Source organism: Pseudomonas sp. RW10S2, assembly GCF_014268985.1.
In the GTDB taxonomy this organism is placed as follows: Bacteria; Pseudomonadota; Gammaproteobacteria; order Pseudomonadales; family Pseudomonadaceae; genus Aquipseudomonas; species Aquipseudomonas wayambapalatensis.
Genome location: NZ_JABWRO010000076.1, coordinates 1 through 26,247 on the forward strand (window position 1 = coordinate 1; position 26,247 = coordinate 26,247).

Here is a 26,247-nt window from a genome sequence, read left to right on the forward strand (position 1 = left end):
AGTATCAAGGTTTTTCATACAGAGCCTAGGAAGTAGAACTCCAATCCATCATGGGTGCAACGCTGAACCGGCGGGATGGCTCAGGACGCGTGGTGTGGGGTCTAGAGTCTAGTTTTGCTGTGTTTTCGTTCAACGTGTTTCATACCGATTTTCGGGGGTTTTGAGGCGTATTTACCAAGCGCTTGGTACAATGTACCAAGCGACACTAGGTGTGTACCAATTCCCTATGGCAACGATCAGACTGCGTAAGAAAGCCGATGGCACCACCAGCTACACCGTCCAGATTCGCATCAATCGCGACAAGGTCACAGTCTACCAAGAGAGCCAGACGTTCGCCCGCAAACAGGCGGCCGTGGCTTGGGCGAAGCGACGCGAGACGGAATTGTCGGAGCCGGGCGCAATCGAGCGGGCGAACCGCGTGGGGCATACAGTTAAGGATATGATCGACCGTTACCTGGTAGAAGCCGAGAAAGCCCGGCCGCTGGGCAAGACGAAGCGGCAAACACTCTTGGCTATTAAGAACAGTTCCCTAGGGGAGGTGGTCGACTCCGACATCTCTCAGCAGCTGCTGGTGGACTATGCCCTCTGGCGTATGAGCCCTGATGGTGGTGCTATCAAACCGCAGACAGCCGGTAATGATCTGGCTCACTTGGGTTCAGTGTTGCCGCTAGCCCGGGCGGCGTGGGGCTACGAGATCAATCCCCAAGCCATGCCCGACGCCCGCTTGGTCCTGAAGCGCCTCGGCTATAACATGAAAAGTCGAGAGCGGGATCGCCGGCCAACGCTCGAAGAGCTCGACAAGGTTCTTGAACACTTTTTCGAGATACTTGCACGGCGCCCGACTGTCATTCACATGCCTAAGGTCGTGGCGTTTGCCATCTTTTCTACGCGCCGTATGGACGAGATCGCTCGCATTATGTGGGAGGATCTGGACGAGCACCGCCAAGCGGTGAAAGTGCGGGACATGAAGAATCCAGGGCAGAAAATCGGTAACGATGTGTGGTGCCATCTACCGGATGAGGCTTGGGCGATTGTGCAAAGCATGCCGCGTCAGTGCAATGAGATCTTCCCCTACAACACTGATTCAATCGGCACGGCGTGGTCAAGGGCATGCAAGATGGTTGGAGTGAAAGACCTGCATTTTCACGATCTGCGTCACGAAGGGGTTAGCAGGTTGTTCGAAATGGATTGGGATATTCCCCGCGTATCGAGTGTTTCGGGGCATCGCGATTGGAACTCGTTGCGACGTTACACCCATCTTCGCGGACGAGGTGATCGATATAAGGCGTGGGATTGGCTGGCGCGAATCATCTCTGCTCCGGTTGCTCTCGGAGCGCGGGTATAATGCTGTCATGAGCAATGACAAGTCGATAGTCTCAGTTTATTTCGGCCGGCCGTTAGGATTTCAGCATTGGGGAATAGCATCCGGTAGGATCAGAGGTGAAGTGCATGTTTTTTTCCACATGGAGGTTTGAGTGAGTTCCGATTTCGATGAAGGATCTTTTCCAAAAGTACGCGGCTGGTTGCTTGTGTTTTCGTCAAGTATTATTCTTCTGTGGTTCTTTGGGGCAGATCTGACATCTGTCTCCTTGCTAGGGACCAGTGTTAGTTTTACGAGAAACACAGAGTATGTTTGGATGGTCGCCCTTATAATAAATCTCTATCTTGGTCTGAGGTTTTTTCAGTATAGGCCGGATGTTGCGTACGCTGCTTTGCCAGCGTATAAGAGCTGTTATAGTGCTTTGATGCTAAAATTCGCGCGATGGGTGCCCAAGCGGAGAATCGCTGAAAAAGTCTTAGACCAGAGTAGTGTGTACTCTTCCTCTGATGTAAAAAAGCGTCTTGTAAAGTGTATAGTCGAATCAGTAGAGGTTAAAACTTACAATCAGCCGTCTGAGGGTCGCAGGTATAGTAGGGGGGTAAGGCGTGTCTTTGCCTATAGCGCATACTGTTTAGTACGTAACGATGATGGTAAAACTGAGTCTACGCTCACTTGTCAAGTTGCAATAAATTGCCCGTACTTACTGATCTTTATATGCGTTTGGCTATCCAGGCTCAAAATCTGGATCACAACTTCCTATGCTACCGAATATATCCTGCCGTACATTTGGACTGCATTTGCGGCTGTGGTATGTCTTGTACGTTGGTACGAGGCCGCGAAGGCTGTGATGAAGTGGTGCACGTAAACTCACGCTGGAGTAATGGTCCAACGCGGCGGCAGTGTCTTGGGCAACCATCGCTTCGACCTCCTTGATTTCGAAGCGTGGTCTCCAGCTAACGCCAATAAATTTAAAACTTGTGGCCGTCCCACGGCCTAATCAACCAGCAATTCCCGATTTTCAACGTTGAGCTGAATATGATCTGACGATTCATGCGGTAGGCTGACATTTTTTTAGCTTGTTTGCAGGGTCGAGTTGGTTATTTGCTGTGAAGGGTTTTATTAAGTTGCATGCATTCTTTGCGCGCAGCTTCTCGTTGTTGATCTAGGTACAGCGCTAAGTCGGCGATGTGGATGCCTCTTGCGCTTTTCTGGCTTGGTTCCAGGCGGGTAATGGGCAGTTTGATTTCCCCCGCCAGTACCTTGCGTTGAAAGACAAGCGGCGTGAGATGCGTAAAGTAGTCGGCGCATATTTTTTCTAGCGAGATAATCGCCATGCCGTTGTATTGTGCCATCAACAAGAAAGCAGTGTTCATGGAAGTACCTCCTTCACTACCTCACTACCGGCGCTGTGAGGAGTGGTGAGGGCTTTACCGGTGGGATTCCTGCTCGCTTGGATGTAACCGGGACGCGACCACCATGTAGAAGCATGACCTTTGGCCACCACCTCGGTAGTACTCCTACCGATCTGTACTCGCACGCGGCAACCTCCCGGGTATGAGGGGCAGGCGCTGGCACGCCTGGGCAGCTATGCGGTGGATGAGCTGGAGCTCACTGGACCGCCCGATACGCTGACACTGCGCGGCAAGGCAAGCGACATGCGCGGGAGCGGCAAGACCACGCGCAGCGGCAGTTGGGAGAACGTGCCGCTCGCGCAGATCGTCAGCGACGTGGCGGCGCGCAACGGCTGGAAGCCAGGCTGCAACGTGCAGACAAAGGTGCCGCGTGTCGATCAGCGTAACGAATCGGACTTCAACTTTCTGACTCGGCTGGCCAAGCAGTACGACTGCACAGCCAAGGTCGCCAACGGCCAGCTGCTGGTGATGCCCCGTCAAGGCGGTGCCACGCCGGGCGGCAAGCCATTTGGTGCGGTGGTGATCAGGCGCCAGGACGTTGCCCGTTACTCGTTCCGCCTGGGTGACCGCAGCGCGCAGAAGGCGGTGAAGACCAAGCACCAGGACAAGAAGACTGGCGCCCTCAAGATAGTGGAGCTGGGCAACGACGACGCACCCGTCGGGATCTCTGCGGTGCACACCGACCGGCATGTCTACCCAGACCAGAAAGCCGCCGAGCAGGCCGCGCGTGCTCGCCTGGCCGCGTTCAACCGAAGCACGGCCGGGGTGCGGCTGGAAATGATGGGACGAACCGATCTGTTTGCCGAGCGCTCGATCAACGCCCAGGGCTTCAAGAACGGGTTGGATGGCGAGTACCTGGTGGACGGCGTTGAACACACCTTCAACGGCTCAGGCTGGACCACGGTCGTCGAGTGCAACGGCGGCAAGAAGGGCAAGGCGAAAGCCAAGGGCAAGAAGAAAAAAGCAACCAAGCCACTGCGCATAGTGGACGTTGGACCTACCTGACCATTTTCAAAGGACACTCACACCATGGCAGTCACAGAAAAGCAACTGCAGCAGATCCTCCCCAACGCCAGCCGACAAGCTGGCGTTTTTGTTCCTGCCCTGAATGCAACGATGGGCAAGTACGGCATTGTCGGTCGCCAGCGCATGGCGGCCTTCATTGCGCAGATCGGACATGAGTCGGGTCAACTGCGCACCTTGGTCGAAAGCCTCAACTATCGGGCAGACCGTATCCGTCAGATCGGCCAGGCATCACCTGAAGGCAGCCGCTGGCGTTCGCTGGTTCCGCGCGCCGATGAGCTGGCCGGTAAGCCTGAGCGCTTCGCCAACGCGGCGTACGGCGGTCGCATGGGCAACCGCCCGGAGGCCAGCGGGGATGGTTGGTTGTTCCGTGGTCGCGGGCTGATCCAAGTGACCGGACGGAACAACTACGCCGCCTGCAGCGAAGCGCTGTTCGGCGACAGCCGTTTGCTGAACACGCCGGAGCTTCTCGAGTATCCTGTGTACGCCGCGTTGTCGGCGGGTTGGTTCTGGCAGAAAGAAGGTCTGAACAGCCTGGCTGACAAGGGTGATCTGCTCGCGATCACCAAACGCATTAACGGCGGTACCAGCGGCTTTGATGGCCGCAAGGCGCTGTATGAGCGTGCACTTGAGGTGCTGCAATGATCTCGCCCAATGCACGGCTGGTGATCTTTGCTCTGCTGCTGGGCGCCTACGCGGGCGCCCGTGGGGCCTGGATGTGGCAGGACACTCGCTATGGCAAGGAGCTTGCAGAGCAGGCCGCGAGCTACCAGACCGAGCGCGAAGCCGCAGCGGCTGCGGTAATTGACCAGATGCAGGTCCACCAGGACAAGCGCGAAGAGCTGGAGGCGCGTCTGGCTGCCTCGGCTGAAACCCACTGGAAGGAATTGAACGATGCACAGAGCACACAGGCTCGTTTGCGTGACCGGCTTGCTACTGCTGATCAGCGGTTGTCAGTCCTACTCGACGTCACCTCAACCCCGCACCGTGGCTGTGGGCTGCCAGAGGCCACCGGCCCCGCAGGCGTGGTTCATGACCCCGTACGCGCCTACCTTGACCGAGCGCATGCTCAGCGAATTATCGCCATCACCGACGAAGGTGACCGAGCAATCATCGCCTTGAAAGCCTGTCAGCAATATGCTCGTGACTTGTCAAAATAGGCGAGCTTTGGATTTAGAGGTCAGTAGAGTTTTTTGCCCAGCTTTATAGGGTTTCGCTCAAGAGGCCTATTTATTCCTTTATTTGCCCAGTCCTTAATTAGCGCTCCAAGGCAGTTGAATATCGTTAAAAATGCTACGTTGACATATGTGTTCGCAATTTGCTTGGGTGTGCCAGATATTATGTCAGAAAAGTGCAATAGGATCAGGATTCCAATAATAGCGCCTAATGCTGTTCTCGTAATGGTTAGGAAGCCTAGACCGACTTCGTCAACAATTAAGTGGATATAGTTTAATTTATCCCTGGTAGAGTCGAAGCTGAGGCGGACGGTGTGCTTGATGATCAGCACGAGAGCGTAAGGGGCTAGCAAAAAAACTGAGTAATAAACCAATGGTCCTATTGCCAATAATCCGCCCAGTATCTCGTCTACATCCCTCTTGAAGTACGAAAACAATAGCAGTGGGAACGTCCCCAAGAGCAAAGCCAGCGGTATCTCTGTTTTTAGTTTTCCGAAAAGCTCTGCGGTTTCTAACTTCAGTTTCCTTAGATTTTTTTTTACCTGATCTTCCACGGGAGGCTCCTTGATCTAGTGAAAAGAGGCGAGCCGGGCGGATGCGTCAACATCCAGCCCGGTCCACCGAACCCGCAGACCCTACCTGCAAGTCCAGCCGTGGCCTCTGCCTTGTGCACAAACCGCGCGGCCGGCTCGCCTAGGGCAGTTATTCTGACGCGTTCTCACTTCAAAGGGAGTTTTACCCCTCCCCCCCCTTAGGAATTTCGCGTGTCGATATGTAAAATTAGTTTTTGCAGAGGGGAAGCGTCAAGGATAGCAAATTTCACGAGTGGTTCAATGATCCGGTTCTCCGAAACGATAGTGTAGTTGAATCGGTATTCTTTCTCTTTTGCGAAGGGGATTGGCGGTTTGGTAAAGGCGATGCGTGCCATTCTGCTCTGGAATTCCTCTAACTTGAAGGTATTAGAATTTATGACATGAATCTCCCTCTCCTGATACTCGACCGGGCCTGCCTCTAAGTTTACTGAGAGGCTTTCCAGGTTGAGGTGCTCAGGGACTAAATGCCTGCCGGATGCCCTTCCAGCAATAATTGCATTATGCAGCATTCCTCCGAGCAGTACACCGAAGTTCAAGGCCCGTGATTCGGGCAGAAACCAGGCGTCATCATATTCAGGGAAAATTCCAATACAGTCACGGCTTTTTCTAACCAGTGACATGCAATAGACAAAGCCGTTCAGAGACTTTCTCTCGATCACTGCTTTGGAGTCTTTGAGAGTTACTGTCTCCTCATCAGACTCCACTAGGTATAGATGGTCGAAGTGAGCGTCAGTGTGTCCTGGGAAGAACATGGCAGCTCCACCTCCGAACTGCACCGCACCAGCTGCCAATGTGTTAAACCAGCGTGACGGAAGCTTTACGACTCCATCAAAATTTAAGCTAAATCGCAGATACCCCTCATGTCGGTCCGCAATATGTTCTATTTCCGTTTCTCTGTACTCATGAAGTGTGCCTAACTTCAACGTTCCATGCTTAATGTTGTGTGCTTTCATGCAGCTTTTAGCGAGCAACATCGTCGGTACACTCTCAACTGACCTCGGTGTGGAGAGCAATATCACTCTGACATGCATCTGACAATATGAGCATGGCCGAAGGGGCTGATCCGTCTGTGGGCCTTTCACCACTCTAACAACAGAACGCCGACGTTATTGGCAAGGTAGTCTTCCTCTAATTGAGATGAGCCGCTCAGCGCAGTTGGTCTGGGGGCGGCAGGAATACCCGTTCGATGAGTTCAGGCCCTTGATTGCGAACGTTCCCGACCTGCTTGCTGACTGGATACCAGGCAAAGTCAGCGGCTGGTCGACAGCCTTCACGCACGATCTCCTCGGCTCGAGCGGCTGTTGTGGCAGGGGTGAGCCATTCTCTAGCGATCGCAGGCGTCAGTACCAGCGGTTTGCGGTCATGGATGTCGACCAAGCCTTCGTCGGCGGACGCAGTAATGATCACGAATCCATCGCGGTCATCAGGCTCGAGCCCTCCATAGACCTCCGTCAAGGCCGCAAAATATAGCGGTTCGTCGCTTTTCGCGTGAATGTAATAGGGCTGCTTGCGCTTCGGGTCGGCTGCGTCGGGTATCCACTCGTACCAGCTATTCGCCGGCGCCACGGCTCGGCCTGTCGGCCATAGCGCCTTGAAGAACTTCCCCGTCACCACCGTTTCTGCCCGCGCATTGATCGGGTCAGGACGCTTCCCCTTCGCCCAAAACGGCGCCCATCCCCATTTCACTCGATCTACCCTCAACCCTTCTGGTACCGCTCGTATTATCTCCACTCGGGTGGATGGGGCGACGTTGTATCGATTGATCTGCTCGTGGTCATAGCCATTGATTACGACCAGGTCGAGGCTCAACTGCCGCAAGTAGTTGTCCATGGATTCGTAGATCGAGTAACGCCCGCACATACCTCACCTCGCTCGTTCGTCGGCTCCCGCGCGCCTCGCGTTGACGCAAGAAGGATCTGACAGTTAACTGTACGTATATACAGTTATTTATCTGGAATGACCGCTCATGACCATCACTTTCCTGGGAGTCCCGACCGGTGGCCCTGCATTGCTGCCCGTGTACTCGTTTCGAGTGCCTGCAGGCTTCCCCTCGCCAGCGGCGGATCACCTGGAGCGTCACATCTCGCTCGATGAACTATTCGAGCTGCGGGCGCCCCATGTGTACCTGGTGCAGGTGGAGGGTGACAGCATGCAGGGTGCTGGCATTTTCTCCGGCGACCTTCTTATCGTAGACCGTAGCAAGGACGCAGAGCATGGCGACATTGTGATCGCTGCGATCAACGCTGAGCCTGTCTGCAAACGCCTGCATAGGCGAGGTGGGGTGGTGATGCTTCAGTCCGAGAACCCCAGTTATCCGCCCCGGTACGTGATGGAAGGCGACGACCTGGTCATCTGGGGTGTTGTTCGCTACAGCGTGCGTGATCATGCGCAGTGACCAGGTGTTCGCGTTGATCGATTGCAACTCGTTCTACGCGAGTTGCGAACGCGTGTTCCGGCCGGATCTGGCCAAAACCCCTATCGTGGTACTGAGCAACAACGACGGCTGCGTGATCGCACGCAGCTACGACGCCAAACCGTTCGTGAAGATGGGAGAACCGTACTTCCAATGCCGCGAGAGGCTTAAGCGGCACGGCGTGGTGGCGTTCTCTTCCAATTACGCGCTGTATGGCGACATGAGTGAGCGCGTAATGTCGATCATCGAATCGATGGTGCCCGCGGCTGAGGTCTATTCGATCGACGAATGCTTCGCCGATCTCACAGGTGTGCAGGGCAGCTTGACCCAGTTCGGCCGCGACCTGCGGGCCAAGGTGTTGCAGCGTACCGGCATACCGGTCGGTGTCGGCATCGCCCGCACCAAGACCCTCGCGAAGCTCGCCAACCACACCGCAAAGCGACTGCAGGCGCACACGGGCGGCGTGGTCGATATCACGACGGACTTCGAGCGTGACTGGGTGCTACGCAATACCGAGGTCAAGGAAGTGTGGGGTATTGGACGGCGGATGACCGAGCACCTGCAGAGCATGGGGATTCAGAAAGCCATGGACCTGGCAAAGGCTGACCCGCGTATGTTGCGAGACAAGTTCAGCGTGGTGGTGGAGAAGACCGCGCGCGAGCTGGCTGGCGTTCCCTGCCTCGAGCTGGATGAGGCGGCGCCACCGAAGCAGGAGATCTGCTGCAGCAGGATGTTCGGCAAGCGGCTGAGTGAGCTTGCCCCGATCAAGCAGGCCGTGGCCACCTATACCGGGCGAGCGGCTGAAAAGCTGCGGGCGCAGGGCTCGGTATGCAAGCGTGTGCGAGTGAGTATCCGTACCGGTATGTTCAACCCTGATGAGCTGCACCATGCGCAGGGAGCGCTTGTGGAGCTGCCTTACCCCACGAACGACACGCTGCTGCTCACCAGGGCGGCGACCAGTGCAGTAGAGCGTGTTTTCAGGGCGGGCTACCGGTACAGCAAGGCCGAAGTGTTACTACTCGACTTACGACAGCCAGGTGAGTTCACGGACGATCTATTCGCGATCTCGCAGCCTGTGGCGAGTGACAAACTGATGTCGGTGGTGGACCAGATCAACGAGCGGTATGGGCAAGGGACAATGAGGGCGGGCAGCGTCCCCCGCAGCCCCGATTGGGGGATGCGCCGCGAGCTGATGAGTGGGTCATATACCACGCAGATCGGCCAATTGTGGCGAGTTCGGTAGAAGGGTGGGGCAAAAATGGAGGCAAACCTAGCGCCATTTGATGCTCCTGTATTCCGCTCGAGGGGGTTGGCCTGCAGACGCAAAAAAGCGCTCAAGTCCTTTGTATATAGGGCTTGGGCGCTTTTTCTCGTTAATACTCCGGCACAATCGGGGTGTGCAAGAAATGAGCTTTGTGTCCGGTTCTGGCTAAGGTTTCAAGGGTGTTTGAACAATACTTTTACTGATTGGAGCGTCAAAAGGTTAAACCAAGACGTAACTTGCTGGCAGATGGCAATTTCCGAATTGGATACGGAGAATTCGGAAGTGTTTTTAGGGTGGGTAATTCTGTTTCTGACTTTAAGGGCTTCTAGAAAGTTCTCCCAGGCGGTCGTTCCTACCCCAAGGTCAAACTCTGTTTTAGTGTATTTTCCCAAGGCTTTGTAGGTAAATCTGATATTGTCTGGAAGCTTTAGGAATTTGGTCTGCTCTTTTATGTTTCCGTTTTCCTTAAGCTCGTAGCTCCTGTCTGATGAGAGCTCGTACTCCCCCGGGCGGAATGTCTTCCCTTTTATCTCTATAGCTTTCAATAAGGTTTGCTTTAAAACCCAGGTAGTGCCTTCGATCATCGCGAAGACACTTCGGATATAGGCGTGTCAGGTAAACTGGTTGTCGTCACACGCCATTGCTTCCTCAGTCCAGTGTGCATCATCTAACATAGGCATTAAGGTGTCGGTGAGATCTTTTAACTTCATAGGTTGGTTCTTTTTACATGGAGTTTTTGAGAGTAGGTTCAAATCCCCATGCCGCAGGCGCGTTGACTAGGCTGCTATCAGGGGAGGGGTTCAAAGCAGGTGGTACAACATTGGTACAAAGGTTGGAGTTGTCGTTTGTAGGCTTCATGAATAAAGGTCTTTAGAAAACAGCTGCCCAATCCAGCATTGTGGTACGAGCCAGAAGCCTCTGTTGTTTCCAGGCTGATCATACAAACTGATGCTACTCAGGGTGCAGCCAGCATCGTTGCGCATGCGGATCATCCAGTGCCATTCACGATCCGCTGCGATGGCAGGCAGGGCGATATCTCGGACATAGATCAGAGCCCCGTCTTCTGGCTACGGCCATGGGACACAACGATCCAAGTAGCGAACCACCTTCCAGCAGGGGAACAGCTCTTGGATGATGGATGAATCCTTTAACTGAAGGGGTGTGGGAACCAGCCGATCTGTGATCAGCGTCGGAAGACAATCCATGCCAGTCGTTCCTGGGCATCCCTGTGAGGCCTTGATTATCTGCACCGGGCCTGTTTGTGTCCACCGTTGCCTGATTTGCGAAACGTCACCACAGGCGGCAATGGGTCGGTAAGCGCGTCTGAGTCGAACTGACCATCCTTGTCCTCCCTCACATGGAGGACAAGCCACGAATACTCGCGAGCGGTAATGATGCAGCAGAAAACCCAGCGGCCCGTGCAGTTCCGCCATTGTCCCCCGCACAAAGCCATTTTGAAATTCTGTGGCATTCCTAACAGGAATGGCTCTATAAAAAACATGAATTTTATTTATAGCACCTGAACCCCTATCGTAGTTTCTCCTGCATATGGAGATGACGGTATGAACGATTCAAGGCTGTGCTTATACGTTGACGCTCAATTCACCAGCCCTTACGCCATGTCATGTTTTGTGGCGCTTCGTGAAAAGGGAATCGAGTTCAAGATGAATACCCTTGACCTGGACACACTGGAGCATCATGCACGGGACTATTCCCGTCTTTCGCTGACTCAGAGAGTACCCACTCTGAGGCATGGCGAATTTGCATTGTCTGAATCATCCGCAATCACCGAGTACCTGGAAGACCTGTTCCCTCAGGCGCCGATTTACCCGACAAACCCGCTGCAACGTGCCAAGGCGCGGCAAGTTCAAGCCTGGCTGCGAAGTGATTTGCTACCTATCCGCCAGGAGCGCTCCACGCTTGGCGTGTTCTACGGCGTTAAATACGGTGCTTTGTCAGTCTCGGCTGAGTCCTCGTCGCAAAAGTTGGTGGAGGCAGCGCAACTGCTGCTGGACGATAGCCCGGACTACCTTTTTGGCGAATGGTCTATCGCCGATGTCGATCTCGCTTTGATGCTGAATCGACTGTTACTAAATGGAGATCGCCTTCCCGTTCGACTAGAGGATTATGCTCAGCGACAATGGCAGCGTCCGACCGTGCAGGAGTGGGTTCAGTTGGAGCGACCTCCGCTGTAGCGGCACCGGCTTTCGACCTGGAACTGCCTATGGCAGAGCGTCGCGAATAAGGGGCGGCGTTCAGTCCAGACCTGCTTTTTCGACTGGCAGTGGACGGCCAACGATTCTGATAAGTTGTTGCAAGGCCATTGCCTGGGGATGTAATGCAGCTGCTCACTTATGGTCGCTTGCAGCCCTCTGCGAAAGGCAGCTCTGGGTCGAAAGTGGTCACCCATGGCGTTCACAAGTGAATCGGCCAAGGAGTTATGGCCTAAAGCGGATTGGGTAGACACGCAAGGGTGGTACGAAATTGTTACGTAGTCAGGATGACTTGGCGGAAAGCCTTGAACTGAAAGGGCTTTAGGGTCTGTATGAAAAGCCTTGAGACGAAGGTCAGGCAAGGCGAAAACAGCCGAGGAAGCGGAGTTTACGGGTTGTAAATGAGCATTCCGAGGCTGTTTTCAACGCAGCATCACCGAGTATCAAGGTTTTTCATACAGAGCCTAGGAAGTAGAACTCCAATCCATCATGGGTGCAACGCTGAACCGGCGGGAGGGTTCAGGGCGCGTGGTTTGTGGCTTTGAGGCTTGTGATGCAGTCCGTTCGTTCAACGTATTCAATACCGAATACCAACAATTTTGTCGCGTTGTGCTTTTCGCTCGGGGCGCTATACCAACAGAGTCGCACAGGAGGCGTTCAAGACGCCAGTTTACCAAGAGCACCAGGTATTTGCCTGTAGAGCCTTGCTTGCCGCGGCCCCGATGGTCAGTCCGTCAGGGAAACATTGCCCGCGAAACCCCCTACGGTCTGGATAGCTTCCCGCTGACTTTGCCGAGCATCCGCCTTACGATAGATTGTTCGCCTCAATCAACTCGCGCCATGTCGAAACCCACAAACAGCCGGCATCCGAAGGGAAGACTCATGCATCCATACGACATGCCCCAAGCCGAAGCGGAAAAGATTCACGTCGAGATCGCCAAACTGATGGCAGAGACTCGCAAGCTCAATGCCGAAGCAGGCAAATTGACCCGAGAAACCTTCTGGTACCCGATCGGTATCGCGACCGGTCTGGTGACAGCAGTGGCGGGCATCACCGCACTGACAATCAAGGTCTTTGCCTGAATTCCCAGCCCCGCAATCGCGGGGCTTCGTGGATCAAGGCCAATGGCCTGCACTTCATCAAATGGTCTACAAAGCTGGCGCCAGCGCCATCGATGGTCAAAGCTGCAGGTTCCCCTTGCATTGATAAAGGACTTCGCATGCCCATCCGACGCTCATCGATCGCCGCTGCCATCGCCTTGTCATTCCTGTCGTTTTCCGCACTCGCCGCCAACCTGGCTCCCGACGCGCTATTGAAAAAGGCCGAAGCCGAGCAGAAGGCCTATCTCGCCACCGTCAAGCAACTGGTGAACGTAGACACCGGAACCGGCCAGGCGCCGGGGCTGAAAACCGTCAGCGCCCTGCTGGTCGAGCGGCTCAAGGCGTTGGGTGCCGAGGTCAAGACCAGCCCGGCCAGCCCGTCGGCGGGTGACAACATCGTTGGCACCTTCAAGGGCACCGGCAGCAAGTCGTTCTTGCTGATGGTCCACTACGACACGGTGTTCCTGCCCGGCACTGCGGCCAAGCGGCCGTTCAAGGTCGAGGGCGAGCGTGCCTATGGTCCTGGCGTGGCCGATGCCAAAGGGGGTGTGGCGATGATCCTGCACTCGCTGAAGCTGCTGCAGGACGAGAAGTTCAAAGGTTTCGGCACCTTGACCGTACTGTTCAACCCGGATGAGGAAACCGGCTCCAGCGGCTCGAAGGCGATCATCGCGGAACTGGCGCGCAAGCATGACTACGTGTTCTCGTACGAGCCGCCGGACAAGGACGCGGTAACAGTCGCGACCAATGGCATCAATGGCGTATTTCTCGAAGTGAAAGGCAAGTCTTCCCACGCAGGGTCCGCACCCGAGGCTGGGCGTAATGCCGCCATGGAGTTGGCCCACCAGATGCTGCAGTTGAAGGACCTCGGCGACCCGGCCAAAGGCACCACGGTCAACTGGACGATGGTCAAGGCGGGCGACAAGCGCAACATCATTCCCGCCAGCGCCACGGCCGAGGCGGACATGCGCTACTCGGACCTGAGCGAAAGCGACCGGGTGCTGGCCGACGCGCAACGGCTCGTACAGAAGAAACTCATCGAGGGCACCGAAGTGACGGTGCGCCTCGACAAGGGCCGCCCGCCGCTGGCGAAGAACGCCGGCTCCGAGCAGTTGGCGAAAACCGCCCAGACGCTCTACGCGAAGATCGATCGCAATATCGAGCCGATTGCCATGCGTTTCGGGACTGATGCGGGCTATGCCTACGTGCCCGGCAGCGAGAAGCCGGCAGTGCTTGAAACCATGGGCGTGGTGGGGGCGGGATTGCATGCCGATGACGAGTACATCGAGCTGTCGAGCATCGCGCCGAGGCTTTATCTGACAGTGGCTTTGATCCAGCAATTGTCCGAGGCGGCGAAGTAAGAGCGCGTAGGCTCAGGTGTTTACTGTCCTGGGATCAATGGCTATGCCGGTTTGATTTGCGGGGTGGCTGCTTGGAGGGCGAGCCCGCTCCCATAGGGGGCGGGCAGCGTATTGCAGGCTTTGTAGCCGCGGGCGGTAACTCAGGGGTAAAGGTGCGACGTTGCTTGGTCATCAGGCACCTGTCTATGGCGAGTATTCTCGCCTAAAGGGGTGTCCGGCATAGATCACTACACTGCCTCAGTGCAACTGATCGGATGCGTAATGTCGCTCGCGTCGGTTTCAGGATGCGCCCTGTCGTTTGCACGCTACCGTTTCCCGGCAACGGTGCCATTCTTATCAGGATGTCCGACGACCGAGTGCGCACAGACGCACCGGCTTGGACGAGGAAGGCGACCGTGATCCTGTGACCGTGACGGGCCCGGAACGCCACAGCAGAACACCGCCGGACACCTGCCCGCACCCTCGGGCGGATCCGGGTTGCCGAGGTCCGCTGTATGCCTGAAGAGACGCTTGACCTGCCCTTGATCCAGCGTGTGCTGGACAACCACAAGGAGGTGCCCGGTGCGCTGTTGCCGATCCTCCACGCCATCCAGCAAGGCCTGGGCCATGTACCCGATGAAGCAGTCCCCGAGATCGCCCATGCGCTGAACCTCAGCCTCGCCGAGGTGCGTGGGGTGATCAGCTTCTACCATGATTTCCGCACTTCGCCCCCGGCACGCCACACCCTGCGCCTGTGCCGCGCCGAGTCGTGCCAGAGCCGCGGCGCCGAAGCCCTGGCCGCGCAACTGCGCGAACAGCTCGGGCTGGACGACCATGGCACCACTGCCGACGGAGCATTGAGTCTGCGCCCGGTGTACTGCCTCGGCGCTTGCGCCTGCTCGCCAGCGCTGGAGCTGGACGGCCAGGTGCATGCGCGGCTCACGCCCGAACGTCTGCAGGCTTTGGTGAAAAGCTGCAGGGTGGAGGCGGGCGCATGATCAAGCTGTGTATTTCCTGCGATTCGCTGGCTCGCGCAGTGGGCGCCGACCAGGTCGCCGAGGCGTTCGAACGTGAGGCTGCACAGCGGCAACTGCCGCTGCAGATCCAGCGCACCAGCTCGCGTGGCCTGTATTGGCTCGAGCCATTGCTGGAGCTCGAAAGCGCCGAAGGGCGCCTGGGCTTCGGGCCGGTCATGCCGGAAGATGTGCCGGGCCTGCTGGAGGCTCTGGACAAGGGGGGCGAGCATCCACTGGCATTGGGCCCTGTCGAACAGATCCCCTATCTGAAGACCCAGCAGCGCCTGCTGTTCGCGCGCGCCGGTATCACCCGCCCGTTGTCGCTGGACGACTATCAGGCCCATGGCGGCTTCGAGGGCTTGCGCAAGGCTGCATTGATGGACGGCGATGCAGTGGTTGCCGCAGTGCTCGATTCCGGCCTGCGTGGTCGGGGCGGGGCCGCGTTCCCGGCCGGCATCAAGTGGCGCACCGTGCGCCAGGCGCCGGCTGGGCAGAAGTACATTGTCTGCAATGCCGACGAAGGCGACTCCGGCACCTTCGCCGACCGCATGCTGATGGAGGGCGATCCCTTCCTGCTGATCGAAGGCATGATCATCGCCGGCCTCGCTGTCGGCGCAAGCAAGGGCTACATTTATGTGCGCTCCGAATACCCGGACGCCATCCGTGTGCTCAACGAGGCCGTGATGCTGGCCCGCGAAGCGGGTTATCTGGACGTCACTGGCAGCGGCGTGGCGTTCGAGCTCGAGGTGCGTGTGGGCGCTGGCGCCTATATTTGCGGCGAGGAGACGGCGCTGCTGGAGTCGATCGAAGGCAAGCGCGGCATCGTGCGCGCCAAGCCGCCACTGCCGGCGCTCGAGGGCCTGTTCGGCCAGCCGACGCTGGTGCATAACGTCCTGACCTTGGCGTCTGTGCCGATCATCCTGGCAAAAGGTGCCGCGTTCTATCGCGACTTTGGCATGGGCCGTTCACTGGGCACCTTGCCGTTCCAACTGGCGGGCAATGTGCGCCAGGGCGGGCTGGTCGAGCGGGCTTTTGGCCTGACCCTGCGTGAGCTGGTCGAGGGGTATGGCGGTGGTACCGCCAGTGGTCGTCCGTTGAAGGCCGCGCAGGTCGGCGGCCCTCTGGGCGCCTGGGTGCCGCCGTCGCAGTTCGATACGCCGCTGGACTACGAGGCCTTCGCCGCCATCGGCGCGATGATCGGCCATGGCGGTGTGGTGGTCGCTGACGACACACTGAACATGGCTGGCATGGCGCGCTTCGCCCTGCAGTTCTGCGCCGAGGAGTCCTGCGGCAAGTGCACGCCGTGCCGGATCGGGTCGACCCGCGGGATGGAAGTGGTGGATCGCCTGATCGCCAGCAGCGATCCTGCTGCGCGCGAGGATCAGGCCCACCTGCTGCGTGACCTGTGCGACACGATGCAGTACGGCTCGCTGTGCGCCATGGGCGGGATGACCGCTTACCCCGTGGCCAGCGCCCTCAAGCATTTTCCTGCCGATTTCGGTCTGGCCAGCCCGGAGGCCGCCCAATGATCCATTATTTCGACCCCGCCAACAGCGATATCGACCTGGGCACGCCTGCCCGCGACAGTGAAGTACAGGTCAGCCTGAACATCGACGGCCGCGCGATCAGCGTCCCAGCAGGCACCTCGGTGATGCGCGCTGCCGCGCTGCTGGGCACCAGCATCCCCAAGCTGTGCGCCACCGACAGCCTCGAAGCCTTCGGCTCATGCCGCATGTGCATGGTCGAGATCGACGGCATGCGCGGCTATCCGGCTTCATGCACCACGCCGGTCAGCGAAGGCATGGTGGTGCGTACCCAGACGCCGCGGCTGGCCGACCTGCGGCGCAATGTCATGGAGCTGTACATCTCCGATCACCCACTGGACTGCCTGACCTGCTCGGCCAACGGCAACTGCGAGCTGCAAACGGTCGCCGGCCAGGTGGGCCTGCGCGAAGTGCGCTATGGCTATGACGGGGCCAACCATCTCAACGAGGCCAAGGACGTCTCCAACCCGTACTTCGACTACGAGCCCAGCAAGTGCATCGTCTGCAGCCGCTGCGTACGTGCCTGCGAAGACATTCAGGGCACCTTCGCCCTGACCATCAGTGGCCGAGGCTTCGAGTCGCGGGTGGCGGCGGCCGGAGGCGAGAATTTCCTCGCCTCCGAGTGCGTGTCGTGCGGCGCCTGCGTGCAGGCCTGCCCGACGGCGACCCTGACCGAGAAGAGCCTGGTCCAGCTCGGCCAGCCGGAGCGCGCAGTAATCACCACCTGTGCCTATTGCGGGGTGGGCTGCTCGTTCCGCGCCGAGATGAAGGGCGATCAACTGGTGCGCATGGTCCCGGACAAGAACGGCGGCGCCAACCACGGCCACGCCTGCGTCAAGGGGCGCTTCGCCTGGGGCTACGCCACTCACCCGGATCGCATCACCACGCCGATGATCCGCAAGCGCCTTGAAGACCCGTGGCAGGAAGTCAGCTGGGATGAGGCGCTGGCCTATGCCGCCAGTGAGTTCCGACGCATCCAGCTCAAGTACGGGCGCGATTCGATCGGCGGTATCACCTCCAGCCGTTGCACCAACGAAGAAGCCTATCTGGTGCAGAAGCTGGTGCGTGCCGCCTTTGGCAACAACAACGTGGACACCTGCGCGCGGGTCTGCCATTCGCCGACCGGCTATGGCCTGAAGCAGACCCTGGGCGAATCCGCCGGAACCCAGAGCTTCGACTCGGTGATGCAGGCCGACGTGATCCTGGTGATCGGCGCCAACCCGACCGACGCTCACCCGGTGTTCGGCTCGCAACTCAAGCGCCGCCTGCGCCAGGGCGCGCGGCTGATCGTCATCGACCCGCGCCGCATCGACCTGGTCGACTCGCCCCACGCCCGCGCCGAGTTGCACCTGCAACTGCGTCCGGGCACCAACGTCGCCATGCTCAATGCCCTGGCCCATGTGATCGTCGATGAAGGGCTGCTCGACCAGGCATTCATCGACGCGCGCTGCGAGAGTGCCGAGTTCACGCGTTGGCGTGAGTTCGTAAGCCTCGCCGAGAATTCACCCGAGGCGCTTGGGCCGGTGTGCGGCGTGCCTGCCGAGCAGATCCGCGAGGCGGCGCGGGTGTATGCGGGCGCCGGCAATGCGGCGATCTACTATGGCCTGGGCGTCACCGAACACAGCCAGGGCAGCACCGCGGTGATGGGCATCGCCAACCTGGCCATGGCAACCGGCAACATCGGTCGCGAAGGCGTGGGCGTCAATCCGTTGCGTGGTCAGAACAACGTCCAGGGCTCGTGCGACATGGGCTCCTTCCCCCACGAGTTGCCGGGCTACCGGCACATCTCCAACGAGGCGGTGCGCAGCGAATTCGAGCAGGCCTGGGGCGTGACCTTGCAGCCCGACCCGGGGCTGCGTATTCCCAACATGTTCGAGGCCGCGCTCGACGGCAGCTTCAAGGCGCTGTACTGCCAGGGCGAGGATATCGCCCAGAGCGACCCGAACACCCAGCACGTCACCGCGGCACTGATGGCCATGGAGTGCGTGGTGGTGCAGGACATCTTCCTCAACGAAACCGCCAAGTTCGCCCATGTGTTCCTGCCGGGCAGTTCGTTCCTGGAAAAGGACGGCACCTTCACCAACGCCGAACGCCGTATCTCGCGGGTGCGCAAGGTGATGGAGCCGCTGGCCGGCAAGGCCGACTGGGAGGCGACCGTGGCCCTGGCCAATGCCCTGGGCTATCGCATGGACTACCGGCACCCGTCCGAGATCATGGACGAAATCGCCCGCCTGACGCCGAGCTTCCACCGCGTCAGCTATGCCGAGATCGACCGCCGCGGCAGCCTGCAATGGCCGTGCAACGAGGCCGCGCCCGACGGCACCCCGACCATGCACATCGACCAGTTCGTGCGCGGCAAGGGGCGATTCATGCTCACCGGTTATGTGCCCACCGACGAGAAGGTCAATGCCCGTTATCCGTTGTTGCTGACCACCGGCCGCATCCTCAGCCAATACAACGTTGGCGCCCAGACCCGTCGCACCCACAACGTTGTCTGGCACGATGAGGATCGTCTGGAGATCCACGCCAGCGATGCCGAAAGCCGCGGCATCCGCGACGGCGACTGGGTTGGCGTGGGCAGCCGTGCGGGGCAGAGCGTTTTGCGTGCGCGGGTCAGTGCGCGGGTGTCGCCAGGCGTGGTGTACACCACCTTCCACTTCCCTGAGTCTGGCGCCAACGTGATCACCACCGACAACTCCGACTGGGCCACCAATTGCCCCGAGTACAAGGTCACGGCGGTTGAGGTGGTGCGAGTCTTCCAGCCCTCGGAATGGCAGAAGCGCTACCAGCATTTCAGTGACGAACAGCAGCGCCTGCTCAAGGAGCGGCGTAAGGCCGAAGACCAGGAAAAAGCCGAGGTGCGCCGATGAGCAGTGACAACCTGGTCAAGATGGCCAACCAGATCGCCCACTATTTCGACAGCGAGCCTGATCGGGCGCTGGCGGTGCAGGGGGTGAGACAACACCTGAACAGCTTCTGGACCCCGGCGATGCGGCGTCAGTTGAGCGAGTGGATCGAGGCCCATGCGGGGGAAGGGCTCGATTCGAAGGTGCGGGAGGCGTTGGGGTAGTTACCAGGCCTCGGCATCGCCCATGCCGAGGCCGCGCAGGTATTGGCCGATTTCGCTATAATCGAACTTCCATCACCCCGTGAGAGGCGTTGAACGGTGAAAGGCATCAGCTTGGAAACCAAAAGAGCAGCTTGGGAAAAAACTCGCCGCTCGAACTACGCAGCCAGTCTGCGGCTTGAGGGGTTTGATGTCACGCCTGACTCCGCGGAGCGTAAGCTCCCGTCCAAGGAAGAGTTGTTGCGTCATTACCGCAAGCAGGATTGATCTTTGGACAAGTATGGTGTCGGACAGGACGCCTACTGTTATCCCGGTACGGTCGTCCTGTGCAATCTGCTTGATCTTCGTGATGATTCAGCGCTTGCCAGGGCCGAGCGGGACTTTTCCGAGCTCGCTGCCAGTCAGCTCCCATTCGAGCTCCCTCCTTACGATCTTCCCTATCTCCAGAGGCTTCATCGCGCGCTTTTTCAGGATATCTATGCGTGGGCTGGAGAAATTCGCACGCTCGATATTTCCAAAGGCGGCACACGTTTCTGCAATGTGAGCCGCATTGAAGCCGAAGCTTCAAAAGTATTCCGCAGCCTTGCACAGCAAGGTTGGTATGAGGGCTATTCGCGTGCGGATCTGGTTCACGCTGTGGCAGAAAGCTTTGGCGATTTGAACATGGTCCATCCGTTTCGCGAGGGAAATGGGCGAGCTCAGCGGATTCTTTACGAACATGTGATCTTGAACGCGGGTTTTGAAATCGATTGGTGGTCGGTCGAGCCTGATGAGTGGGTGGCTGCGAACATAGCGGCAGTTGTTTGCGATTATTCGCCTCTGGAAGCGGTTTTCGACAGGTGCATCGGGCGGACCGTCATCGGCTTGTCGCCGGTTTAGCGTTCATGGCGACGCCCAACATGAAACCTCCGTCATCTTCGCCAACCTCGCCCGGTGCTAGGCTCGAGTAAATACTCGCCACGGAAACCCCACCATGGAAATGAACTGGCACCAGGCCCTGCAAGAGAGCCTGAGCTGGCTTGCAGTCGCTTCATTGATCACACTTGTCGGCTTCACCGCCGCCGCTTTCCTGGCGGTGCGCTTCACCCGCTGGGGCCAGCAGTTCTGGCAGTTGGCGGGTGAGTACTTCAGTTTCAGGCGCAGCTGGCGCCCGCTGCTCGTTTTTGCACTGTTGTTGTTCCTGGCGCTGTTCTCGGTGCGCATGAACGTGCTGTTCTCGTTCTGGTACAACGGTTTCTATAGCGCCCTGCAGGGCCTGGACCAGACGGCGTTCTGGTACCTGCTTGGGGTATTCGCGGTACTGGCAACCATTCATGTGCTGCGTTCACTGTTCAACTACTACGTCACCCAGTCGTTCAACATCCACTGGCGGGTCTGGCTGACCGAGCGCCTGACTGCCGACTGGATGCATGGCGATGCCTACTACCGCGGGCAATTCTTAGATGAGCCGGTGGACAACCCTGACCAACGTATCGAACTGGACGTCAACGCCTTCGTTTCCGGCTCGGTGTCGCTGGCCCTCGGGGCAGTGAGTGCGTTGGTCTCGCTGGTGGCCTTCACCGGCATTCTCTGGGGGCTGTCGGCACCACTGGCGGTTGCCGGGGTGGAGGTGCCGCGGGCGATGGTGTTTGCGGTCTATGTCTATGTGCTCATCGCCACCTGGATCGCTTTCCGCCTCGGGCGGCCGTTGATTCGCCTGAATTTCCTCAACGAAAAGCTCACGGCGAACTTTCGCTACGCACTGATGCGCTTGCGCGAGAATGCCGAGAACATTGCCTTCTACCAGGGCGCGCAGGTTGAGCGGGGCACGTTGCTCGGGCGCTTCTTCGCCTTGATCGGCAATGTCTGGTCGTTGGTCTGGCGGAGCCTGAAGTTCAATGGTTTCAACCTGGGTGTCAGCCAGGTCGCGGTGGTGTTCCCGTTCATCCTGCAGGCGCCGCGTTTCTTCAGCGGAGCGATCAAGCTGGGTGATGTGATGCAGACGTCGCAGGCGTTCGGACAAGTGCAGGATTCGTTGTCGTTTTTCCGTGAGTCCTACGACACCTTTGCCAGCTACCGCGCGACCCTCGATCGTCTCACCGGTTTTCTCGATGCCAACCACCAGGCCAGCGAGCTGCCGCACGTGGCTACCCGCGAGCTGCCGCGGGCCCTGGATATCGCTGGCCTGCAGGTGCTGCGCCCGGATGGCCACCGCTTGATTGCCGACCTGAGCCTGAAGCTGCAGGCCGGGCAGGCCTTGCTGATCAAGGGGCCTTCGGGCAGCGGCAAGACCACGCTGCTTCGGGCCCTGGCGGGATTGTGGCCTTATGCAGAAGGGGCGGTCGCGCGGCCGTTGGGTGGGCAGGCGCTGTTCCTGTCGCAGCGGCCGTACCTGCCGTTGGGGGATCTGCGCACCGCCATCGCCTACCCGGCCCAGGTCGGCCAGGATCAGGATGCGCGGATGCAACAGGCATTGCGGCAAGTGAACCTGGCGCATCTGGCCGAGCGCCTCGAGGAAAGCCGCGACTGGACGCGCATCCTGTCGATCGGCGAGCAGCAGCGCCTGGCGTTTGCGCGATTATTGTTCAACCAGCCGCATGTGGTGTTCCTCGACGAGTCCACCTCGGCGATGGATGAAGGCTTGGAACATGCCTTGTATTCGCTGCTGCGCAACGAAATGCCGGAAACCTTGCTGGTGAGTGTCGGGCATCGCAGCACGCTGGCCGGGTTCCACAGCCACCGGCTGGAGGTCGATGGCCAGGGTGGATGGGCGTTGTTCGAGCAGGACGCGGTGGTGCTGTCCTGAGCATCAGCCGTAGACGAAAAAGCCCCCTGGCATCGCTGCCAGGGGGCTTTTTCATATGGCGCAGGCCCTACATGTTGGGGTAGTTAGGGCCGCCGGCACCTTCTGGGGTGACCCAGGTGATGTTCTGCGACGGATCCTTGATGTCGCAGGTCTTGCAGTGCACGCAGTTCTGCGCGTTGATCTGGAAGCGCTTGCTGCCGTCTTCCTGGGTGACCACCTCGTAGACACCGGCCGGGCAGTAACGCTGCGCGGGTTCGTCGTACAGCGGGAGGTTGGTAACGATCGGCACGTTCGGATCGGTCAACTTCAAGTGGCAGGGTTGCTCTTCTTCATGGTTGGTGCTGGAGAGGAACACCGAGCTGAGTTTGTCGAAGCTGAGCTTGCCGTCGGGCTTGGGGTAGTCGATCTTCTTGGCGTCGGCGGCCAGCTTCAGGCAGGCGTAGTCCGGCTTGGTGTCGTGCAGGGTGAAGGGCAGCTTGCCGCCGAACCAGTTCTGGTCGACATAGTTGAACGCTGCTCCGAACAGCGGGCCGAACTTGTGCATGGCCGGGCCGAAGTTGCGGCTGGCGTACAGCTCCTCATACAGCCAGCTGGCCTTGAATGCCTCGACGTAGCTGTTGAGGGCGTCGCCGCCTTCGCTGCCGGCGAACAGGGCGTCGGCCACTGCATCGGCGGCCAGCATGCCGGACTTCATTGCAGTGTGGCTGCCCTTGATCTTGGCGAAGTTCAAGGTGCCCAGGTCGCAACCGATCAGCGCGCCACCGTTGAACACCATCTTCGGCAGCGAGTTCAGGCCGCCCTTGCAGATGGCGCGGGCGCCGTAGCTGATGCGCTTGCCGCCTTCCAGATATTGGCTGATCACCGGGTGGTGCTTCAGGCGCTGGAACTCGTCGAACGGCGACAGGTAAGGGTTGGCATAGGAGAGGTCGACGATCAGGCCGACCACCACCTGGTTGTTCTCCAGGTGATAGAGGAACGAGCCGCCGGTGTTCTCGGCGCTGACTACATCCAGCGGCCAGCCGGCGGTGTGCACCACCAGGCCCTGTTCGTGCTTGCTCGGGTCGATCTCCCAGATTTCCTTGATGCCGATACCGTAGTGCTGCACATCGGCTTCGCTGTCCAGGTCGAAGCGCTTGATCAGCTGCTTGCCAATGTGGCCGCGGCAACCTTCGGCGAACAGCGTGTACTTGGCGCGCAGCTCCATGCCGGGGGTGTACAGGCCGTCCTTGGGCTGACCTTCGCGGTCGACACCCAGGTCGCCGGTGACGATGCCACGGACCACGCCGTTTTCGTCGAACAGCGCTTCCTGGGCGGCGAAGCCGGGATAGATTTCCACGCCCAGGTTCTCGGCCTGCTGGGCCAGCCAGCGGCACAGGTTGCCCAGCGAGATGATGTAGTTGCCCTGGTTGTGCATGGTCTTGGGCACGAACAGGTCCGGCACCTTGACCGAACTGCCCTGGTCCTTGAGCACATAGATGTCGTCGCGCTTGACCTCGGTGTTCAGCGGGGCGCCGAGTTCTTTCCAGTCGGGGAACAGCTCGTTCAGCGCGCGGGGTTCGAAGACCGCACCGGAGAGGATGTGGGCGCCGACCTCGGAGCCTTTCTCGACCACGCAGACGCTGATCTCGTTACCGGCTTCGGCGGCCTTCTGCTTCAGGCGGCAGGCGGCAGACAGGCCCGCCGGGCCTGCGCCGACGATGACCACGTCGAATTCCATGTATTCGCGTTCCACAGGTTCTCTCCTACTCAAGGCTCATCGCGTTGCTTGTCTTATGGGTGTCGGATGCCCGCTCACGGTCGGGGCAGCTGTAGCCGTGCCGGTGGCGGACTACACCGTTTTGTCTTGGCCGCGCATTATATCTACACCACTTGGCGGGTCCAATACAAACGTTTGTTTGAATTTGCCGCAGCCCAGTAAAATCACAGGAGGGCGGCTGGAGGCTGGCCAATTTGCCGTATTGACCGGATTGGGTGTTACGGTCAAGATACGAGCGGTTTTACGCTCGCCGTAGGCTGACCGTCGGGCGCAGGTGCACCTCTAAAAACCAGGCGTAGAGCAGGGAATACAGGCCGAAACCCTTTTTGTAGTGGAGTCTACACGCCACGACAGGAAATGACCCGCGGGTTTTGCCCCGCAAGTCCGCACAGGACTGATCGGTCATGGCAAATTTCGCTCGACCCGGAACGTTTTCAGAGGTGTCCTTGTACCCACGCGCATTCGCCGGGCACGCCCCAGGCGACATTCTTTTCACCGGAGAGTAACGAGGAATCCATGAAGGTTCTTGTAGCTGTCAAACGAGTGGTCGACTACAACGTCAAGGTTCGCGTCAAGGCGGACAACTCCGGCGTCGACCTTGCAAACGTCAAGATGTCCATGAACCCCTTCTGCGAAATCGCCGTGGAAGAAGCCGTACGCCTGAAAGAGAAGGGCGTTGCGACCGAGATCGTCGCCGTTGCCGTCGGCCCGACCGCTGCCCAGGAGCAACTGCGTACCGCCCTGGCACTGGGTGCCGATCGTGCCATCCTGGTCGAGACCGCCGAGGAGCTGAACTCCCTGGCCGTGGCCAAGGCGCTGAAGGCCATCGTCGATAAAGAGCAGCCACAGCTGGTCATCCTCGGCAAGCAGGCCATCGACAGTGACAACAACCAGACCGGCCAGATGCTGGCTGCGCTGACCGGCTACGCCCAGGGCACCTTCGCCTCCAAGGTCGAAGTGGCTGGCGACAAGCTGAACGTCACCCGCGAGATCGATGGCGGCCTGCAGACCGTCGCGCTGAACCTGCCGGCGATCGTCACCACCGACCTGCGCCTGAACGAGCCGCGCTACGCGTCGCTGCCGAACATCATGAAGGCCAAGAAGAAGCCGCTGGAGACTGTGACTCCAGACGCGCTGGGCGTATCCACCGCCTCCACCACCAAGACCGTGAAAGTCGAAGCGCCTGCTGCACGCAGCGCCGGTATCAAGGTCAAGTCGGTGGCCGAACTGGTCGAGAAGCTGAAGAACGAAGCGAAGGTAATCTAAATGACTATCCTGGTTGTCGCTGAACACGAGAACGGTGCCGTTGCCCCGGCTACCCTGAACACTGTCGCTGCTGCCGCCAAGATCGGTGGTGATGTGCACGTGCTGGTCGCAGGCCAGAACGTCGGTGGCGTCGCCGAGTCCGCTGCCAAGATCGCGGGCGTTGCCAAGGTGCTGGTTGCGGACAACGCCGCCTACGCCCACGCCCTGCCTGAAAACGTAGCGCCCCTGATCGTCGAGCTGGCCAAGGGCTACAGCCACGTGCTGGCCCCGGCCACCACCAACGGCAAGAACATCCTGCCACGCGTTGCTGCGCTGCTGGACGTCGACCAGATCTCCGAGATCGTCTCGGTCGAATCCGCCGACACCTTCAAGCGCCCGATCTATGCCGGTAACGCCATTGCCACCGTGCAATCGAGCGCTGCGGTCAAGGTCATCACCGTGCGTACCACCGGCTTCGACGCCGTGGCCGCCGAAGGTGGTTCGGCTGCGGTGGAAGCCGTGGCTGCTGCCCATGATGCTGGCAAGTCGGCCTTCGTCAACGAAGAGCTGGCCAAGTCCGATCGTCCCGAGCTGACCGCTGCCAAGATCGTCGTCTCCGGCGGCCGTGGCATGGGCAACGGTGACAACTTCAAGCATCTGTACGCCCTGGCCGACAAGCTCGGTGCTGCGGTCGGTGCTTCCCGTGCCGCCGTCGACGCGGGCTTCGTGCCGAACGACATGCAGGTTGGCCAGACCGGCAAGATCGTCGCGCCGCAGTTGTACATCGCCGTCGGTATCTCCGGCGCGATCCAGCACCTGGCGGGCATGAAGGACTCCAAGGTGATCGTCGCGATCAACAAGGACGAAGAAGCCCCGATCTTCCAGGTGGCCGACTACGGCCTGGTTGCCGACCTCTTCGAGGCGGTGCCGGAGCTGGAAAAGCTGGTCTGATCCGAGCGCTTCACTTATAAAGAAGCCC

The 26,247-nt window shown here is 59.0% G+C and carries 24 protein-coding genes and 1 pseudogene; 18 read left to right on the top strand and 7 right to left on the bottom strand.

Annotation, left to right across the window (positions count from 1 at the left end):
- The first annotated feature begins 226 nt into the window (after positions 1 to 226).
- Positions 227 to 1,345, top strand: coding sequence for a site-specific integrase (locus tag HU729_RS16645; protein ID WP_186710996.1), 1,119 nt, complete (start codon positions 227 to 229; stop codon positions 1,343 to 1,345).
- 1,073 nt (positions 1,346 to 2,418) lie between these two features.
- Here HU729_RS16645 and HU729_RS16650 read toward each other — a convergent pair.
- Positions 2,419 to 2,694: a pyocin activator PrtN family protein gene (locus tag HU729_RS16650; RefSeq protein ID WP_186710997.1), complete on the bottom strand. Its 276-nt coding sequence runs from the start codon at positions 2,692 to 2,694 to the stop codon at positions 2,419 to 2,421.
- Between the two features lie 120 nt (positions 2,695 to 2,814).
- On the opposite strand from HU729_RS16650, the gene HU729_RS16655 reads away from it, so the two are divergent.
- Genes HU729_RS16655 through HU729_RS16665 form a run of 3 tightly spaced genes read left to right on the top strand, consistent with a single transcriptional unit; the run spans position 2,815 to position 4,916 of the window.
- On the top strand, positions 2,815 to 3,738 hold the full coding sequence (locus HU729_RS16655; RefSeq protein WP_186710998.1) for a contractile injection system protein, VgrG/Pvc8 family: 924 nt from the start codon (positions 2,815 to 2,817) through the stop codon (positions 3,736 to 3,738).
- Between the two features lie 24 nt (positions 3,739 to 3,762).
- Positions 3,763 to 4,401 carry a glycoside hydrolase family 19 protein gene (locus HU729_RS16660; protein ID WP_186710999.1) on the top strand — a complete coding sequence of 213 codons (639 nt, stop codon included), beginning with the start codon at positions 3,763 to 3,765 and terminating at the stop codon, positions 4,399 to 4,401.
- Entirely contained in the window at positions 4,398 to 4,916 is a 519-nt protein-coding gene (locus HU729_RS16665) for a lysis system i-spanin subunit Rz (RefSeq protein WP_186711000.1), read from the top strand. The genes HU729_RS16660 and HU729_RS16665 overlap by 4 nt, the downstream gene beginning before the upstream one ends.
- 20 nt (positions 4,917 to 4,936) lie before the next feature.
- Here the strand turns inward: HU729_RS16665 and HU729_RS16670 are convergent, their stop codons facing one another.
- The 3 genes from HU729_RS16670 to HU729_RS16680 all read right to left on the bottom strand — a co-directional run bounded on the left by HU729_RS16670 (position 4,937) and on the right by HU729_RS16680 (position 7,384).
- Positions 4,937 to 5,485, bottom strand: a complete 549-nt coding sequence (locus HU729_RS16670) for a hypothetical protein (RefSeq protein WP_186711001.1) — start codon at positions 5,483 to 5,485, stop codon at positions 4,937 to 4,939.
- 197 nt (positions 5,486 to 5,682) lie between these two features.
- On the bottom strand, positions 5,683 to 6,477 hold the full coding sequence (locus HU729_RS16675) for a hypothetical protein (RefSeq protein ID WP_186711002.1): 795 nt from the start codon (positions 6,475 to 6,477) through the stop codon (positions 5,683 to 5,685).
- Between the two features lie 193 nt (positions 6,478 to 6,670).
- Positions 6,671 to 7,384 (bottom strand): SOS response-associated peptidase family protein, encoded by a 714-nt coding sequence (locus tag HU729_RS16680; protein WP_186711003.1) that lies wholly within the window; start codon positions 7,382 to 7,384, stop codon positions 6,671 to 6,673.
- Positions 7,385 to 7,490: 106 nt separating this feature from the next.
- Between HU729_RS16680 and HU729_RS16685 the strand changes: the two genes are divergently transcribed.
- Together HU729_RS16685 and umuC are read left to right on the top strand one after the other, a co-directional pair.
- Positions 7,491 to 7,919, top strand: coding sequence for a S24 family peptidase (locus HU729_RS16685; RefSeq protein WP_054926109.1), 429 nt, complete (start codon positions 7,491 to 7,493; stop codon positions 7,917 to 7,919).
- Entirely contained in the window at positions 7,909 to 9,180 is a 1,272-nt protein-coding gene (gene umuC / locus HU729_RS16690) for a translesion error-prone DNA polymerase V subunit UmuC (RefSeq protein WP_186711004.1), read from the top strand. Before HU729_RS16685 ends, umuC begins: the two co-directional genes overlap by 11 nt.
- 194 nt (positions 9,181 to 9,374) lie before the next feature.
- Here the strand turns inward: umuC and HU729_RS16695 are convergent, their stop codons facing one another.
- On the bottom strand, positions 9,375 to 9,785 hold the full coding sequence (locus HU729_RS16695; protein WP_186711005.1) for a hypothetical protein: 411 nt from the start codon (positions 9,783 to 9,785) through the stop codon (positions 9,375 to 9,377).
- Between the two features lie 282 nt (positions 9,786 to 10,067).
- Positions 10,068 to 10,406, bottom strand: a pseudogene (locus HU729_RS25875) (GNAT family N-acetyltransferase); the annotation flags it as partial.
- Positions 10,407 to 10,763: 357 nt separating this feature from the next.
- Between HU729_RS25875 and yfcF the strand changes: the two are divergent.
- The 10 genes from yfcF (at position 10,764) to HU729_RS16745 (ending at position 22,267) form a co-directional block, all read left to right on the top strand.
- The gene (gene yfcF, locus HU729_RS16700) at positions 10,764 to 11,396 is read left to right on the top strand and encodes a glutathione transferase (RefSeq protein ID WP_186666262.1); all 633 of its coding nucleotides are present in this window, start codon (positions 10,764 to 10,766) and stop codon (positions 11,394 to 11,396) included.
- Positions 11,397 to 12,296: 900 nt separating this feature from the next.
- The gene (locus HU729_RS16705) at positions 12,297 to 12,497 is read left to right on the top strand and encodes a hypothetical protein (RefSeq protein ID WP_054895552.1); all 201 of its coding nucleotides are present in this window, start codon (positions 12,297 to 12,299) and stop codon (positions 12,495 to 12,497) included.
- Between the two features lie 137 nt (positions 12,498 to 12,634).
- On the top strand, positions 12,635 to 13,876 hold the full coding sequence (locus HU729_RS16710; protein WP_186711006.1) for a M20/M25/M40 family metallo-hydrolase: 1,242 nt from the start codon (positions 12,635 to 12,637) through the stop codon (positions 13,874 to 13,876).
- 494 nt (positions 13,877 to 14,370) lie between these two features.
- A complete protein-coding gene (locus tag HU729_RS16715; RefSeq protein WP_186666258.1) occupies positions 14,371 to 14,853 on the top strand; it encodes a formate dehydrogenase subunit gamma in 483 nt (160 codons plus the stop codon).
- Positions 14,850 to 16,400, top strand: coding sequence for a formate dehydrogenase beta subunit (locus HU729_RS16720; RefSeq protein ID WP_186666256.1), 1,551 nt, complete (start codon positions 14,850 to 14,852; stop codon positions 16,398 to 16,400). The genes HU729_RS16715 and HU729_RS16720 overlap by 4 nt, the downstream gene beginning before the upstream one ends.
- Positions 16,397 to 19,285 carry a formate dehydrogenase subunit alpha gene (gene fdhF, locus HU729_RS16725; RefSeq protein WP_186711007.1) on the top strand — a complete coding sequence of 963 codons (2,889 nt, stop codon included), beginning with the start codon at positions 16,397 to 16,399 and terminating at the stop codon, positions 19,283 to 19,285. The genes HU729_RS16720 and fdhF overlap by 4 nt, the downstream gene beginning before the upstream one ends.
- The gene (locus HU729_RS16730; RefSeq protein ID WP_065861968.1) at positions 19,282 to 19,485 is read left to right on the top strand and encodes a formate dehydrogenase subunit delta; all 204 of its coding nucleotides are present in this window, start codon (positions 19,282 to 19,284) and stop codon (positions 19,483 to 19,485) included. Before fdhF ends, HU729_RS16730 begins: the two co-directional genes overlap by 4 nt.
- Positions 19,486 to 19,581: 96 nt before the next feature.
- Complete coding sequence (locus HU729_RS16735) at positions 19,582 to 19,749, top strand: YhfG family protein (RefSeq protein ID WP_186666252.1); 168 nt, start codon at positions 19,582 to 19,584, stop codon at positions 19,747 to 19,749.
- 3 nt (positions 19,750 to 19,752) lie between these two features.
- Positions 19,753 to 20,361: a Fic family protein gene (locus HU729_RS16740; RefSeq protein ID WP_186666250.1), complete on the top strand. Its 609-nt coding sequence runs from the start codon at positions 19,753 to 19,755 to the stop codon at positions 20,359 to 20,361.
- Positions 20,362 to 20,455: 94 nt separating this feature from the next.
- Positions 20,456 to 22,267 carry an ABC transporter ATP-binding protein/permease gene (locus HU729_RS16745; protein ID WP_186711008.1) on the top strand — a complete coding sequence of 604 codons (1,812 nt, stop codon included), beginning with the start codon at positions 20,456 to 20,458 and terminating at the stop codon, positions 22,265 to 22,267.
- Positions 22,268 to 22,334: 67 nt separating this feature from the next.
- On the opposite strand, the gene HU729_RS16750 is transcribed toward HU729_RS16745, so the two are convergent.
- Positions 22,335 to 23,999, bottom strand: coding sequence for a 4Fe-4S dicluster domain-containing protein (locus HU729_RS16750; RefSeq protein ID WP_186711009.1), 1,665 nt, complete (start codon positions 23,997 to 23,999; stop codon positions 22,335 to 22,337).
- A gap of 540 nt (positions 24,000 to 24,539) precedes the next feature.
- Between HU729_RS16750 and HU729_RS16755 the strand changes: the two genes are divergently transcribed.
- Both HU729_RS16755 and HU729_RS16760 read left to right on the top strand, forming a co-directional pair.
- On the top strand, positions 24,540 to 25,289 hold the full coding sequence (locus HU729_RS16755) for an electron transfer flavoprotein subunit beta/FixA family protein (RefSeq protein WP_186711010.1): 750 nt from the start codon (positions 24,540 to 24,542) through the stop codon (positions 25,287 to 25,289).
- A complete protein-coding gene (locus HU729_RS16760; protein ID WP_186666242.1) occupies positions 25,290 to 26,219 on the top strand; it encodes an FAD-binding protein in 930 nt (309 codons plus the stop codon). It abuts the gene before it with no gap.
- Positions 26,220 to 26,247 lie beyond the last annotated feature (28 nt).

Excerpts from the sequence above, each read along its gene's own strand:
- HU729_RS16645 (WP_186710996.1), top strand. The coding sequence starts at position 227 with ATGGCAACGATCAGACTGCGTAAGAAAGCCGATGGCACCACCAGCTAC.
- HU729_RS16650 (WP_186710997.1), bottom strand. The coding sequence starts at position 2,694 with ATGAACACTGCTTTCTTGTTGATGGCACAATACAACGGCATGGCGATT.
- HU729_RS16660 (WP_186710999.1), top strand. The coding sequence starts at position 3,763 with ATGGCAGTCACAGAAAAGCAACTGCAGCAGATCCTCCCCAACGCCAGC.
- HU729_RS16665 (WP_186711000.1), top strand. The coding sequence starts at position 4,398 with ATGATCTCGCCCAATGCACGGCTGGTGATCTTTGCTCTGCTGCTGGGC.
- HU729_RS16675 (WP_186711002.1), bottom strand. The coding sequence starts at position 6,477 with ATGAAAGCACACAACATTAAGCATGGAACGTTGAAGTTAGGCACACTT.
- HU729_RS16680 (WP_186711003.1), bottom strand. The coding sequence starts at position 7,384 with ATGTGCGGGCGTTACTCGATCTACGAATCCATGGACAACTACTTGCGG.
- HU729_RS16685 (WP_054926109.1), top strand. The coding sequence starts at position 7,491 with ATGACCATCACTTTCCTGGGAGTCCCGACCGGTGGCCCTGCATTGCTG.
- umuC (WP_186711004.1), top strand. The coding sequence starts at position 7,909 with ATGCGCAGTGACCAGGTGTTCGCGTTGATCGATTGCAACTCGTTCTAC.
- HU729_RS16695 (WP_186711005.1), bottom strand. The coding sequence starts at position 9,785 with ATGATCGAAGGCACTACCTGGGTTTTAAAGCAAACCTTATTGAAAGCT.
- yfcF (WP_186666262.1), top strand. The coding sequence starts at position 10,764 with ATGAACGATTCAAGGCTGTGCTTATACGTTGACGCTCAATTCACCAGC.
- HU729_RS16705 (WP_054895552.1), top strand. The coding sequence starts at position 12,297 with ATGCATCCATACGACATGCCCCAAGCCGAAGCGGAAAAGATTCACGTC.
- HU729_RS16710 (WP_186711006.1), top strand. The coding sequence starts at position 12,635 with ATGCCCATCCGACGCTCATCGATCGCCGCTGCCATCGCCTTGTCATTC.
- HU729_RS16715 (WP_186666258.1), top strand. The coding sequence starts at position 14,371 with ATGCCTGAAGAGACGCTTGACCTGCCCTTGATCCAGCGTGTGCTGGAC.
- HU729_RS16720 (WP_186666256.1), top strand. The coding sequence starts at position 14,850 with ATGATCAAGCTGTGTATTTCCTGCGATTCGCTGGCTCGCGCAGTGGGC.
- fdhF (WP_186711007.1), top strand. The coding sequence starts at position 16,397 with ATGATCCATTATTTCGACCCCGCCAACAGCGATATCGACCTGGGCACG.
- HU729_RS16730 (WP_065861968.1), top strand. The coding sequence starts at position 19,282 with ATGAGCAGTGACAACCTGGTCAAGATGGCCAACCAGATCGCCCACTAT.
- HU729_RS16745 (WP_186711008.1), top strand. The coding sequence starts at position 20,456 with ATGGAAATGAACTGGCACCAGGCCCTGCAAGAGAGCCTGAGCTGGCTT.
- HU729_RS16755 (WP_186711010.1), top strand. The coding sequence starts at position 24,540 with ATGAAGGTTCTTGTAGCTGTCAAACGAGTGGTCGACTACAACGTCAAG.
- HU729_RS16760 (WP_186666242.1), top strand. The coding sequence starts at position 25,290 with ATGACTATCCTGGTTGTCGCTGAACACGAGAACGGTGCCGTTGCCCCG.